The sequence below is a fragment of the Actinoplanes sandaracinus genome (genome assembly GCF_030009775.1).
GTDB lineage: Bacteria > Actinomycetota > Actinomycetes > Mycobacteriales > Micromonosporaceae > Actinoplanes > Actinoplanes sandaracinus.
Map to the genome: position 1 here is coordinate 10,944 of NZ_JASCTH010000030.1, position 14,139 is coordinate 25,082.

At 68.0% G+C, this 14,139-nt stretch carries 11 protein-coding genes; 8 read left to right on the forward strand and 3 right to left on the reverse strand.

From position 1 onward, the window contains the following. Positions 1-137: 137 nt before the first annotated feature. From QLQ12_RS36340 to QLQ12_RS36365, 6 genes are all read left to right on the forward strand, one after another. Positions 138-716, forward strand: coding sequence for a hypothetical protein (locus tag QLQ12_RS36340; RefSeq protein ID WP_282765336.1), 579 nt, complete (start codon positions 138-140; stop codon positions 714-716). Further along, on the forward strand, positions 713-1,591 hold the full coding sequence (locus QLQ12_RS36345; RefSeq protein WP_282765337.1) for a hypothetical protein: 879 nt from the start codon (positions 713-715) through the stop codon (positions 1,589-1,591). The genes QLQ12_RS36340 and QLQ12_RS36345 overlap by 4 nt, the downstream gene beginning before the upstream one ends. Further along, positions 1,588-2,457: a macro domain-containing protein gene (locus QLQ12_RS36350; RefSeq protein WP_282765338.1), complete on the forward strand. Its 870-nt coding sequence runs from the start codon at positions 1,588-1,590 to the stop codon at positions 2,455-2,457. The genes QLQ12_RS36345 and QLQ12_RS36350 overlap by 4 nt, the downstream gene beginning before the upstream one ends. A gap of 255 nt (positions 2,458-2,712) precedes the next feature. Continuing rightward, positions 2,713-4,281: a TrkH family potassium uptake protein gene (locus tag QLQ12_RS36355; RefSeq protein ID WP_282765339.1), complete on the forward strand. Its 1,569-nt coding sequence runs from the start codon at positions 2,713-2,715 to the stop codon at positions 4,279-4,281. Next, the gene (locus tag QLQ12_RS36360; RefSeq protein WP_282765340.1) at positions 4,274-4,942 is read left to right on the forward strand and encodes a potassium channel family protein; all 669 of its coding nucleotides are present in this window, start codon (positions 4,274-4,276) and stop codon (positions 4,940-4,942) included. The genes QLQ12_RS36355 and QLQ12_RS36360 overlap by 8 nt, the downstream gene beginning before the upstream one ends. 88 nt (positions 4,943-5,030) lie before the next feature. Then, positions 5,031-7,049, forward strand: coding sequence for an APC family permease (locus tag QLQ12_RS36365; RefSeq protein ID WP_282765341.1), 2,019 nt, complete (start codon positions 5,031-5,033; stop codon positions 7,047-7,049). Positions 7,050-7,135: 86 nt separating this feature from the next. On the opposite strand, the gene QLQ12_RS36370 is transcribed toward QLQ12_RS36365, so the two are convergent. Next, entirely contained in the window at positions 7,136-7,936 is an 801-nt protein-coding gene (locus QLQ12_RS36370; RefSeq protein ID WP_282765342.1) for an alpha/beta fold hydrolase, read from the reverse strand. A 1,008-nt stretch (positions 7,937-8,944) separates the two neighbouring features. On the opposite strand from QLQ12_RS36370, the gene QLQ12_RS36375 reads away from it, so the two are divergent. Continuing rightward, complete coding sequence (locus QLQ12_RS36375; RefSeq protein ID WP_282765343.1) at positions 8,945-9,481, forward strand: DUF3592 domain-containing protein; 537 nt, start codon at positions 8,945-8,947, stop codon at positions 9,479-9,481. Positions 9,482-9,638: 157 nt separating this feature from the next. After that, positions 9,639-12,827 (forward strand): RNA 2'-phosphotransferase, encoded by a 3,189-nt coding sequence (locus tag QLQ12_RS36380; RefSeq protein ID WP_282765344.1) that lies wholly within the window; start codon positions 9,639-9,641, stop codon positions 12,825-12,827. Here QLQ12_RS36380 and QLQ12_RS36385 read toward each other — a convergent pair. Continuing rightward, positions 12,774-13,751: a hypothetical protein gene (locus tag QLQ12_RS36385; RefSeq protein WP_282765345.1), complete on the reverse strand. Its 978-nt coding sequence runs from the start codon at positions 13,749-13,751 to the stop codon at positions 12,774-12,776. The genes QLQ12_RS36380 and QLQ12_RS36385 overlap by 54 nt on opposite strands. After that, entirely contained in the window at positions 13,748-14,104 is a 357-nt protein-coding gene (locus QLQ12_RS36390; RefSeq protein ID WP_282765346.1) for a hypothetical protein, read from the reverse strand. Before QLQ12_RS36390 ends, QLQ12_RS36385 begins: the two co-directional genes overlap by 4 nt. Between the last annotated feature and the right edge of the window lie 35 nt (positions 14,105-14,139).

Here is a 14,139-nt window from a genome sequence, read left to right on the forward strand (position 1 = left end):
GAGTCCAGGTCGGCGGAGAGTTCACCCTCCCGTGTACCCGATGACGGGTGTCGCCCGTTCCGGGTCGCCCGAAGAACCGGGACCGATCTCGATGCCGCTTCCGTAGGCTCAGCGCCGATTTGTTGCGAGGGGGATCGTTGGCCATCATCGAGCGGACCGACGCCGATGCCGCGAGGTTGACCACCGATGTCCGGGAGCTGCTCCGGACCGACTGGCTGGGGCTGGCCGCGGCGTCACTGAACTCGACGAACCGGTTCGAGGCCACGCTGGCCGGACTCGGTTGGACACTGGTCGGCCTCGACCCGGAGCCAGCCGTGTGCCTGCCGACCGGGTCGGTCTACACGTTCGAGCGTGTGGAGGACTCGGTCAGCCATTGGGTGTGGGAGGCCGATGCCGCGACGCCGGCGGAGAACGAGGAACTGTTCGCGGTGGCCGGGCGGGCCTGGCAAACGTACGCCGACGCGGTCGTCGCCGCCGCCGGGCGGCCGGAGACGGTCACCGCCTGGGACGACCCGGATTTCCCGGTGCTGGAGCGCTGGGACGACCCGGAGATCCGAGTCATCGAGCGGGATCCGTTCCGGCTTGCCCGCTGGAGGCTGCCCGCCGTCGACCTGCTGCTGTGGGTCAACGTCTTCACCGGCACCGCCGCGATGCGCCGTGCCGGTGGTGTCGCGGTCGTCTCGGAGGTGCTGCTTCCCAGCGGGAGTCTGGGGTGACCGATCTCGGTGACGACGAACGGCTGATCAGGGAAGCCCGGCGGCTGGCCGCAGAACGCCGGGCCGCGGCCCGGCAGACACGGGAGGCCGACGCGCTCGCTCGCAGCGTGGTCGAGGCGGCCGCCGGCAAGCCGGTCATCGAATACCTGCGTGAACGGGCCGACACGGCCGACCTGCGCACACCCGTCAACGGGACGCTGCTGTGGTCGCATGTGCATCAGGTGCGCCGCGGCGCGCCGGTCAGCAACCAGGACCTGGCAGCGGCCTTCGCCAGAGATCCACGCCGTTCCTCACCCGTGCCGCTGCCGATCCATCTGACCCCGGGTGGCGAGTGGTTCGCGAAAGTGCTGGACAATCCCGGTGTTCGGCGCAAGCTCGTCAGCCCTCGCGAGCGCGCGGAGCTGTGGCAGGTGTTGTCCCGGCGGTTCGCCGGGCAGGCGAGGGGACGTGTGCTGGTGTTCGCCGCCACGGCACACCCCAAGTCGTACCTCTACCGTCACGAACTGCCGCTCCTGCGCCGTAACCCCGCGGTCGGCCCGGGCCGGATCATGTTCGTCCACGCCGTCGGCAATTCCGCCGGCGGGACGGAGCGAGCGGCCACCGGAACGTCCTATCCACAAGCCCGGGTCCGGGCCGACCGCCGGATCCGGTCCGGCCAGCAGAGCCAAGCGGCGTACGTGGCCGCGAAGCGCCCTCCCCCGGCCAAGTCCAATCTCATCAAGGCGCTGCTGTGGTGTGTCGGTCTCTTCGTCATCGCGGACAACCCCCAAGAATTCGAACAACTGGTAACGACCTTGGGCGTCTGGTACATCGACTTTCTCGAATCGCAGGGCCCCAGGATCGTCGACTTCCTCGAAGAATGGGATGCCAGATGAGCCTCGGGAGACGGCTGCGGCGCATCTTCACTTCGCGGCGCGGCATGATCGGACTCGCCGCGCACGCGCTCATCGCGTTCGGGCTCGTCGCGGCCGCCGTACAGCTCGTCGCACAGGTCTTCGCGACCAAGTTCCAGCAGCCGTTCGCCCTGACGCTCGCCGTCGTCGCGGGCTGTCTGCTGTGGGGTCTGGTCCGCGCGCTGCCCGGTCGGCGGGTTCACCGCGAATTCGGCCGGCCCGACATGACGGTCACCGTCAAGGCAGGTGACCTGCTCGATGAGGACGCACACATCGTCGTCGGTTTCACTGACACGTTCGACACCGACATCACCGACGACCTCGTCATCAACCGGCGCAGTGTCCAGGGGCAGGTCCTGCTCCGCCGTTACGGTGGCGACATGGGCCGGCTCGACGCGGAACTGGACGCGGCCCTGGCCACCACACCCGTGGTCGGCAAGGTCACCCGGTCGTCGAAACCGATAGGCAAACTGTCGCGCTATCCGATCGGTACGGTCGCGACGGTGGGCCCGCCGGAGCGTCGCGTCTTCGCCGTCGCTTACAGCCGGATGGGCACCGATCTGGTGGCCCGGTCCGGGGTCGAGGACTTGTGGCATAGCCTGGCCCGGATCTGGGATGCGGCGTTCCGGCACGCCCAGCAGGGACGGGTCGCGATTCCACTGGTCGGCGCGGACCTGGCCCGGATCGACTGGCTCGATCGCGAGAGCCTGTTACGGATGGTCCTGCTGTCGTTCGTCGCCCGTTCCCGGCAGCAGTTGGTCTGCAGGGAACTCGTCATCGTGCTGCAACCGGACGACTTCGCGAGAATCGACCTGCTCGAACTCGACGCGTTCCTGCGAGCCCTGTAGGAGGCCCGCCCTCCCACGGTTCGCCCCGGTCTCGGGACAGCGTTATCGCGGTAGCTCAACAGCACAGCGCGAAGGACGTTCAGGTTGTTGACGGGTCGGGCTGAGATCATGCGGCCAGTGCTCGACCCGGATCAAGGCCGAGGATGTGCCCACCTGACAGCATGTGCCGTCCCGGCCGCCCTGATCCATTTTGTTGACGCTTTATTGACGGCGTCAGCGGGCACGCGAGCGCCCACCTGAAGGATCATGGGTCGGGTGGATTCGACGTGGGGTCAGCTGTTGCTGGGGCTGGCGACGATCGTGGGGTTCTTCGCCGCGGTGGCTGCCGGTGTGGCACTGCTGATCTGGGCGCCGTTGGTGAGTCCGCCGAAGGCTCCGCGATGGGTGACCCGGCAGGGTGGTGCCGCGCTGCGGCGTGGGGTGTGGCGCCTGGCCGTGCAGGCAGGTGAACACCTGCGGGGTGTGCGGCTCCCGGCGCCGGTGACCCGGTGGGCCGGGCAGGTGGCGCGGCATCCGGCCCGGCTGGTGGTGCTCGGTTTCGCGGCGGCCGTCGTGGTGGGCTGGGGGCTGTTGCTGCTCCCGGCGGCCACCGAGACCGGGCGAGGCGCCGGAGCGATCACGGCCCTGTTCACCGCCACCTCAGCGGTGTGCGTGACCGGGCTGGTCATCGAGGACACCGGCGGCTACTGGTCGGGATTCGGCGAGGTGATCATCCTCGGGCTGATCCAGATCGGCGGGTTCGGCATCATGACCCTGGCGTCGCTGTTGGGGCTGTTGGTGGCCGGCCGGCTGCGGATGCGGCTGCAGTTGGGTACGCAGGCCGAGACCAAAACCATGGGTGTCGGCGACGTCCGCCAGGTGGTGCTCGGGGTGCTGCGGATCAGCCTGCTGGTGGAAGCCGTCGTGGCGGTGGTGCTGACCTGGCGGTTCGCCGACGGATACGGCGAATCGTGGGGCCGGGCAGCCTATCTCGGGCTGTTCCATGCGGTGTCGGCGTTCAACAACGCCGGCTTCGGCCTGTACGCCGACAGCCTGATGCGGTTCGTCGGCGATCCGTTGATCTGCCTGCCGATCTGCGCGGCGATCGTCATCGGCGGCCTCGGCTTCCCGGTGCTGTTCGAACTGCGCCGGGCCTTGCGTACCCCGCAGCGGTGGTCGCTGCACACCAAGATCACTATGGGGATGACCGGTCTCCTGCTCGGCGGGGGCTGGCTGCTGATCACCTGGGCGGAATGGGCCAACACCGCCACCCTGGGCCGGCTCGGTTTCGCAGACAGGCTGCTGGCCGGGTTCACCACCGCGGTGATGCCCCGCACCGCCGGATTCAACAGCGTCGACCTGGCACAGACGCACGACGTCACCCTGTTGATCAACGACGTGTTGATGTTCATCGGCGGGGGCAGCGGCGGCACCGCCGGCGGGATCAAGGTCACCACCTTCGCGTTGCTGGGATTCGTGATCCTCGCCGAGATCCGCGGTGAGCCGAGCGTGCACGCGCTGGGCCGGCGACTGCCCGCCGGGATCCAGCGGCAAGCGTTGACAATCGCGCTGCTCAGCGTCGGCCTGGTGATGGCGTCCACACTGGCGCTGCTGGCGCTGACGCCGTTCACCCTGAACCAGGTGTTGTTCGAGGTGACGTCCGCGTTCGCCACCGTCGGTATGACCACCGGCATCACCGCACAGGTGGGCACTGCGGGGCACGTCATCCTCATCGCGTTGATGTTCATCGGCCGGCTGGGCCCGATCACCGCCGGAGCGGCGCTCGCGCTGCGGGAACGCACCCGCCGGTACGAACTACCTGAGGAGCGAACCATCGTTGGCTAGGAAACCCGCTGCCGACGGCCGCATCGCCGTACTGGGCCTGGGCCGCTTCGGCGGCTCCCTCGCGTTGGAGCTCGTGCGCCAGGGCTGGGAGGTCATCGGCATCGACTCCGACCGGCGCCAGGTGCAGGCCTACGCCGACCTGCTCACCCACACCGCGGTCGCGGACACCACCGACGAGGAAGCCCTGCGCCAGCTCGGCGTGCACGACCTGACCAACGTCGTGGTCGGGATCGGCACCGACATCCAGGCCAGCATCATGACCACCTCCCTGCTGACCGACCTGGGCGTGCCGCACATCCTGGCCAAGGCGCTGAGCCGGCAACACGCCACCATCCTGCGGCGCGTCGGCGCCCATCACGTGGTCCTTCCCGAGCAGGAGATGGGCGAACGCATCGCACATCTGGTCACCGGCCAGATCCTGAACTTCATCCAGTTCGACGACGACTACGTGCTCGCCAAGACCGTCGCACCCGAAGTGACGATCGACCGGACGCTGGCCGACGCCGAGCTGCGCGGCACCTATGGCGTGACCGTGGTGTCGATCAAACGGCCGGGCGAGCCGTTCACCTACACGACAGCGGACACCAGGATCTACGCCGGTGACGTGCTCATCGTCGCGGGCGACGCCCGCAGCGTCCAGGCCTTTTCGAGTCTTACCTGACGGCGCCGGCCGAGCCTTCTCGGGGAAGCATGATCCCCGCCAGAAGGGCGGCGGACGGGGCATTCGTAGCGAGTACGGAAAGTGAGCAATGGAGACGACCGACAAGGCAAAGGCAACCGATCAGGAGCCTGCGGACTCCGCGTACGCGATCCCCCCGGTCGTGGACACGCCCGCCCAGCGCGAGCATCGGGGCGGGACGCTGTCGACGTGGCTGCTCAAGCACCAGGTCCAGCCGGTCGGCCCGGCCGCCGGCGAGGCGCACGCCGAGCAGCACGCCTGGTGGAAGGTGATGTGCCTGACCGGCGTCGACTACTTCTCCAGCCTCGCCTATGTCCCGGCGATCGCCGCCGCCGCGGCCGGCGCCGTGTCCCCGCTGGCCACCCTGCTGATCGTGGCGTTGACGCTGTTCGGGATGCTGCCGATGTATCGGCGCGTCGCCAAGGAGAGCCCGCACGGCGCCGGGTCGGTGGCCATGCTCGAACGGCTCCTGCCGTTCTGGCGCGGCAAGATCTTCGTCCTCGTGCTCCTCGGGTTCGTCGCCACCAGTTGGATCATCACCATCACGCTGTCGGCCGCCGACGCCAGCCTGCACGTTCTGGAGAACCCGCACGCCCCGCAGTTCCTGCACGGCCACGCCGTCGCCCTGACCGTCGTCCTGCTGCTCCTGCTCGGCGGGGTGTTCCTGCTCGGCTTCAGCGAGGCGGTCAACGTCGCCATCCCGCTGGTCGCGGTGTTCCTCGGCCTGAACGCCGTCATCATCGCCGCCGGCATCGCGGAGATCATCAGCACGCCCGGCGCCTGGTCGGCGTGGACCGCCGCGCTCACCTCCGGCGGCGGTGGTGCCGGCGACCTGATCGTGCCCGCCCTGCTCGCGTTCCCTCTGCTGGTGCTCGGGCTGTCCGGGTTCGAGACCGGGGTGAGCATGATGCCGCTGGTCGCCGCCACCGGCGCCGACGAGAGTCAGCGGCTGCGGTCCCGGGTGCACAACACCCGCAAGCTGCTCACCGGCGCCGCGGTGATCATGAGCGTGTACCTGTTGGCCAGCAGCTTCGTCACCACGGTACTCATTCCCGCCGCCGAGTTCGCCGAAGGCGGCGCCGCCAACGGACGCGCCCTGGCCTGGCTGGCCCACCAGCAGCTCGGTGAGGTCTTCGGCACGATCTACGACATCAGCACCGTACTGATCCTGTGGTTCGCCGGCGCCTCCGCGATGGCCGGCCTGGTCAACATCGTGCCCCGCTACCTGCCCGGATACGGCATGGCCCCGGAATGGGGCCGCGCCGTCCGACCGGTCGTGCTCGTCTACACGATCATCAGCGTCGTCCTCACGATCGCGTTCGACGCCGACGTCGACGCCCAGGCCGGCGCCTACGCCACCGGCATCCTCGCGATGATGGTCTCCGGCGCGTTCGCCGTCACCGTCGCCGTGTTCCGGGCGCAGCAGCATCTCGCCGGCGCCGGGTTCGGGCTGCTCACCGCGATCCTCTGCTACGCGCTGGTGGAGAATGTCATCGACAAGCCCGACGGCATCACCATCTCGGCGATGTTCGTCGCCGGCATCATCGCCGTCTCCCTGATCTCCCGGGTGTCCCGCACCACCGAACTGCGCACCGACCGCATCGAGTTCGACGACAACGCCCGCCGGTTCATCACCGACACCATCGAGTACGACGGCCGCATCAACCTCATCGCCAACCGCCGCCAGGCCGGCGACGCCGCCGAATACGCCGGCAAAGAACGCGAACAGCGCGACGACAACCCCGTACCCGGCAGCGCCGACGTCATCTTCCTCGAGATCGACGTCGTCGACCCGTCCGCCTTCAGCGACACCCTGACCGTCCGCGGTATCGAGGTCGACGGTCACCGGGTCCTGCGCGCCGAAGCACCCGCCGCACCCAACGCCATCGCCGCGATCCTGCTAGCACTACGCGACACCACCGGGGTACGCCCACACTGCTACTTCGCCTGGGCCGAAGGCAGCCCCGTCGTCCACATGATCCGCTACTTCCTGCTCGGACGCGGCGACACCGCCCCCGTCGCCCGCGAGATCATCCGCGAACACGAACAGGACCCCACCCGCCGGCCGGGTATCCACGTAGGGGCGTGACAGCAAGCGTCAGGCTTGGTCGCGGTAGCCCCATACCGGGTTCGGTCAGCAGGTCCCGTGGGTGTGCCGGATCAGTTGCGACTCTGTCATCGACGTTTGCGGTCGAGGGCGGCGACCTCGCGTACCGCCTCGGCGATGGCGCGGAAGTCCTTCTTGAGGATCGCACCGTGGTTGCTGGCGACCTTCGCACTGATCTTGATATCCGGGTTGCGGGCGGTCACCTGATCGAGGCCGGCCCGGATCCGCTCCTGCTCGTCACCGCGACTTCCGAAGGACGTCCCCGAAGCAATGACATACCGCACCGGGACGGTGATGCCGTCCAGCACAGGGCCCAACTCGCGCTCGCGGGAGAGCTTGCCGAGCTCGATGTTGCTGTCGGCCTGCTGCTCGGCGGTCATCCGCGGGGCCAGGCCGGTCGGGCGCAGCAACGGCAGGAACCAGTTCAACCGCCGGAACAGCTTCCGGATCCGCTGCTCCATGGCGTCGTCGAGCCAGTCGTGCGGGAACGCGCCGTCGACCAGGACCGCACCCAGGGCACGCTCCGGATTCCGGCCGGCCCAGTGCGCCCCGACGACGGCTCCGTACGACCAGCCCACCACCATTGCCCGGTCCACACCCCGGGCCGCGAGAACGGCATCGACATCCCGGACGGCGGCCTCGAACGAATAGTCCGCCGAACGCTTCGATCTGCCGCGGGCGCGCTCGTCGTAGGTGATGTGCCGCCATTCCGGCCCCAACTCGGCGATCACCCGCCGCCAGTACCCCTGCGTGGCGAACTGACCGTTGAGGTAGACCACCGGAATACCGGAACCGCCGGTGTCGGTGACGGCCAACGCCGTATCGTCCACCCGCACCATGCCGGTCCACTTTCCATCGACAGTCGGCATCGCGCTTCTCCTCTGCTTGATTCTTCCCGCGGCCGGCTCGTTTCCGCCGCAACCCCAGGATTCCCGCCGGTTCTGACACGCGACCGCCACGGCGCTGACACGGTTCTGCCACCGATACCGACGATTCCGGTGAGGACCGAACTTGCTGACGAAACGGCGGACCGAACCTCCGCTGGCCACGGCGACGGCGACGCTTGCCGCCACGACCGGCGACTGCTGCCGTGGCGGGAAACGCCGAGAGGGCATCTGCACCGCCTGCTCAGATCAGCCATTCACCCTCAGCACCGACCGGTCATGCTGCTGATGCTCACACCGGTTGGGCAATAGGCCTGCCAGACGACGCTGGCGGAGATGCACCCTCTGCGCCTCAGTAGCTGCGATAGTGCAGGGGAGTTCGCGGACGGATCAAGGAGGAGCTCGTGAGGCCGGTGTGGCGCATCCAGACCCGCCAGAGAGCTGTGTCGAGATGGCCCGAGATGAGACGAAGGTGCCCGACTCGCATGTCTGGGATGACCGTCACGTCAACAAGCGCAACGAAGGTGGATCTGTCGGCATCCCAGATCTCCCAGTGTTCGAGGTCCCCATCTCCTGGACACCGCATGACGAGAAGCCGGTCGCCCATGACTTGGATCCACAGGGGCGGGCTGCCATGCAGTTTCGCGTATGAAGAGGCGTTCTTCAGTTCGGCACAAAGCCGAACATCAAGTACTTTCTTAGTGAGGGTGCGGCGCCTCAAGCCCCCACATCAAACAGATCCGGATGTTAGGCCCGGCTACTTAGCGTCATGAAGGCCCGGGAGATACCGCCTCACGGGCAACCCCCACCCGACACCAACCGCGACGGGCCGCTACTGGTCTTGAAAGGCTGGGTTGAGGCGGGTTCGCCTGGCCAGCGTTGCCGCAGTCCCCGGCCCCTTTCCCCGCCCACCGGCATGTAGACGTTTCGTCCTACCGCGACCCGGCAAACCTCACTGTCGACATCAAGGACAGTGAATGGGCGGTGGGAGCGATGAAGGACACGGCGAACCCGCAGGAAAAGAGCGAGTCCCGTCGCTCCTACCGGAAAGTCTGGTGGATGCGCTTCTGCCTGCCTCTGATGGCGCTGGTCGCGTGGTGGTACTTCGCAGGTACCGCGGAACCGGCGTACCACCTCACGAAAGAGGGCGTTGTGGTCTCCGGTGAGGTCACCAGGACCGAAACGTTCACCCGCACGGACTACATGATCGTCAGGTTCACCACGTCCGAGGGCCGGCAGGTCGAGACGTCGGTGGCGCCGAAGAACTGCGGTCTCAAACAGCCCGGCGACACGATCAAGGTCCGGTACCTGCCCTCCGATCCTCACACGACTCAGGACGCCTGCGACTCGGCGCATCACTACATGTCAGTGGGAGCGTTGCTGGCGGCGCTCGGGCTCACCGCGATCAGCGTGCAGGCCTGGCGATTGTGGTGGCGCTACCGCAAGGTCGGCCAGTATGGCCACGCCGCTGGTGCCACCCCCGGATCAGCCAGCATGGTCCGACGACTGTCAAACGGACCTAATGCATAGATCAACCCGAAGACATCAGGGAAGGCCAACAAGCACGGTTGTCAATACTGCAACGCCCGTTCGTAGGCCGATCGCCGCATCGACCTCAAGGCCGGAACTCCGAGCTGGAGTGGTCGGATCGACGGCGTTGCCACAACCGAGCGTCTATCGTGACGGCATGGATGGCGGTGCCCCACTTCCGACGCCGGGTGACGTTGCCCGGCGACTCCAGCGGACGTCCAGCAAAGCGCCGCGAAACGTAGCCGCCGCTCCCTCGCCGCCGCCGCGTATCGTCATCAACCCGCAGGAGACAGCCGCCGAGTTGGCCGACGATGCGAAAGACCTGGAGTGGATCGTCGATCAACTGGGGATGACCTCGCTCGCCAACGCGCTGCAGGCTCATTTCACGGAGGGCAAGCCCAGTCCGCTCGCGACCCTGCTGGGGGCCGGAACGAGCGCGGCTGAAGTGATCGCGCTGTGGCGGCAACATCTGCAGGACCGTGAGCACCGTGGCCTTACGGTCCTGGAGATGCTCGCTTTCGAGCGTTGGTTCTCAGCGCACCCTGCCGCTGTCGCCGCTGGGCTACCTGGGGGCATGCAATTCGACAAGTCGCTGCACGTCTGCCGTCAGCACGTTGGCATCGCGCTCTACGAGCACGCTCGGGAACTGAATTGGCGGCGGCCGTTCGTTTTCACCCGGACACTGTCGCTCGCTCGGGAGTATCTGCAGCGGGTGGTCGCGGAGGATCATCTGGCAAACGAGCACACCCGCAGCCAGTTCCTCGGCAAAGCCGCCGTGGCGACTGTGTTGATCTCCCGGTTCGAAAACTGCGAGGAACAGCGGCTGCGGGACGCCATCGGCCTGCTGGACGAGTCGATGAGCCTCGGCAATCCCGCACTGGACGCCATGCCTTACTACCTGGAGGCGGCGACCCGTCTTTACGACCTCGTCGGCGATGTCACCATCTTGCTTGACGCCCGCCGCAAGTACGAACAGACCGACGCCGATCCGCCGCGTCCTGCGCTGTGCCTCAATCTAGCCGAATTGTGGCTCCGGCTCGCCGAGGCAGCGGTCTCGGACGCAGCTCGGGCGCTCTGCCTGCAACGCGTTCGCAGCAGCATCGAGCAGGCGCTCGATGCGAATTGGCTGGAGCCGGCGGACCGCGTGCGTTGCACGATCCTCAGTGCGTTCACCGACCTGTTGGAGAAAGCCCTGCCGAAGTGGCATCCGAAGGTCGTCATCCGCTCCATGCGGACCCCGTTCGGGCTCGCCGAACACGCCCTCGATACCCTGCTCACCGATATCGACGACACTCGGGGCGGGCTCGATGTGGTCGACCACCTGATCGCGGCGCTCACCAAGCTGATGATCAGTTCGCGGGGCGAGCCGCTATCGCGGCGTGTCCTCGCGGACCTGCAGAGCGCGGTCTCGGTTTCACCCATCGTCCACACCGACCGCAGGATCTCGGCGCTGCGCGAGGCGACCCGGATCAGGCAGGGAAACGCCTCGCCGCTCACCGACGAGGGCAGCCGGATTCGCCAGGGGGACGACTTCATCCACCTCGCGGCGTTGACGAACAACCCGCGGATCCGCAAGGACGGGATCGCCCGGCTGCTGAACGAGGCGGTGTCCGACCCGAACTCGTGCAACCCCCTGGTCATCCTCGGCCGCGACATCGAGGAAAACGGCGCGATCGCCGAGTCGGAGATGGTCGACATCGAACGCAGGCTGGAGCACGAGTCCGGCTATCGGCTGTGGCTACGGGCGATCGTCCGCGGCGACGAGACCGAGCTGTACCGGTCGGCGGCCGCGCGCGCGATCCGCAGCCCCGACGTTCGGCATCGGCATCTCGGCGGTCGCAGTAACGCCCTGACCGTCGAGGACCACCTCGGCATTTCCACCGACACATTCGTCTTCAAGCGCACCTCGTTCCGCAGCAGCCAACTCGAGCTACGCCGAGCCGAGGTGATCGAGCAGGCCCTCGCCAGGGCCGGCCTGGCCGACCGATACGGTTTGGTCGACCACATCACCGCCATCGAGGAGCGCTTGCCCGACGGCGCCGGGGAGCTGCGGCCGGTGATGACCGTCCGCCGTTTCGCCCGCGGCTCCTCGCTCGCCGATATCGGCTCCGAGACTCCGGCGGTCGCGCTGGCCCGGCTCACCTCTACGGCCCGGTACCTCGCCTACATCCATTCGATCGAACGGCAGACCGCCGGTCCGCCGCACGGCATGCGCAAGGAGCTGAAGACCAAGGAGATCGGGCGCTGGCTCAAGGTTGTCGTCGACCAGGCCGGCGACCGGTCCTACTTCCAGCGCTGGTGGGAGCTGGCAGGGGCGGTGCCTTCCTTTCCGCGTCGCGACGCCCACGCGTTCAACTGGATCGTCACCGACGAAGAACGAATCCTCGCCGTGGACCTCGAGGCCGTGGGGTGGCGGCCGGTCGGGTACGAGTTGGCTCAGCTGACTGATGACGTCCCGATCCTGCCCTGCACCGAGGACGGCTGGTCCCAGCGTCTCGGCATCCTGAACGCGTATGGCCGAGTGCTCGCCCTGGGCGGTGGCGAGGTCGGCGACGACGACCTACTCAAGGGGTACATCGCTGGGCTGATGGCGCGCGCCGTGCGGGCGCTCACCGAACCCGGCGGCAGCCGTGTCCGGCGTTTGCATGGGCAGCGGTTGCTGCGGCTCATTGAGAATGAGGCCTCGAAAGCCCACGGAGCCGATCTGGCCAGCGACTTCCTCGTCCTTTGGGCCCATCGGACCGGTGCGCCGGCCGGCCTGGCCATACCCGACCTTGCGGACTCCCGGCGCCGGCACATCAGCAAGGCACTGGCCTTTCACCTCCGGCACAACCCGGCGATTCCCCGGGACTCAGCCGGTTGGGCCCCCGTCGACGTGCTCACCGGGCAACTGAGGGCGGACGGGCTCCGAGTTTCCAGCATCGACGTGCTGGCGGTTGCCACAGCCATCGACGAGACCCGGTTCGAAAGCTCGAACACTCACATCCGGGCCATGTACGGTCACTCGGTGCATGTCGACATCGACTACAAGGAACCGACCGAGCAGCCACGGCTGTTTCATGCGACGCCGATCAACGCGATCAATGCGATCTTCAAAAACCAGGACGGCGGCCTCCGGCCCATGACCCGGCAATGGGTGCATCTATCGACCGACTGGAAAAAAGCACTCGAAACGGGCAGCCGCAAAGGTAGCTCGGTGCTCATGAGTGTGACTCCGGCGCCAGATTTTGAAACCACTTTCCACCACGCCGGCGGGGCCACGTGGCTGGCCGGACCCGTTTCCGCCGAAAGACTAAAGATCATTCCCCTCTACGAAATGTTCGAGTGGACGCTGACGAATCAGTGACGTTTCGCTGCTCTCGTGTTGTGAAAAGTTAAAGTCTCTGCGCAGCAGGGCGGTGATCTTCGCGCCTAGCTCCGGCGTCAGCGTTCCCGACGTGCTCAGGCCCAGCGTCTCGGCCAGCTGGCGGCCGTGCACGTCGACAACGGACTCGACCAGGTCGGCGAGGACGGCGGCGGCGGTGCGGGATTGACGCCAGGAGACCACTGCGGTGATCAGGCCAGCCACAGCGGCCGGCCACCACAGCAGGCCCACAGCGAGGTAGCCGGCCGCCCAGGCCGCCAGTCGGGCAGCGGTGGCGAGACGGGTGCGGGCGGTTTCCAGCTCGGTGCGCGCCTCGGGCGGCAGAAGCATCCACAGGCGCGGCCATGCGGCGCCCAGATCGAGGGCGTACGCGGTGGCCGCGCGCTCGGCGGGCACGGCGAGGCGGTCACCGACCCAGAAAGCGTGGGCCGGAGCGGTCACACCCAGTCTTTCGCGTACGAGGTGCAGGTGGCGAGCCTCGGCGGCCAGCGTGGACACCGCCGGGTCGTCGCTCTGCTGGGCGCGGGCGGCTTCGAGCAGGGCCGCCGACGCCGCCGACCGCGCGGTCGCCCAGCGGCGGGCACGCCAGGTCACGAGCCGCTGGGGGCGCGCGGCGAGCCACAGCCGTTCCACTCCGGCGCCCGCGCCCTGCACCGCGAAGCCGATCCCCAGCGCGGCGAGGAGCAACCCGGCCAGCACCAGCACCAGCGTGCCGGTGCCGCGCAGCGCGGGCTCGGCGGCGAGACGGTTCAGTTCGGCGGCGAGACGGCCGATGTCGTTCCAGTGAGCCTGCCCCAGGGTGTGCCCCACCCCGATGGTGGCCAGCAAGAGCAGGCCAGGCAGCACAAGCAGCGCGACCCAGCGCTCCGCCAGCTTCCCGCCGAGCGCCTCCAGGAAGACGGTCACGAGGCGAGCCGGGTCCGGGTCATCGGCGCGGCGAAGACAGCGCACTCGGCCGGGGCGTCGGGCAGCTCCACCCGCGAGCACCGGCCACCCGGGCAGGCCAGGAACTCCAGCACCGGCCGGCCGTCGCCGAGCAGCGGCCGGTAGATGCGGGTCGAGCTCAGTCCCGCGGCGTACCCGGCTCGCATCAGCTCGTCCTCGATCTCGTCGAAATCGTCCTCGAGGACCGGATCGCCAGAGCGCAGCCGCGCCACGACACGGTCCGCCATGGACCGGACGGCGGGCACGGCCCGGACCGGGTCCGTGTCGGCACCCAGCCGGGCGCACAGGATCGCGAGCCGAGGTTCGTCAGTCATCGATCACCTTCCGTGTCGGCCACTCAGGATAGCCT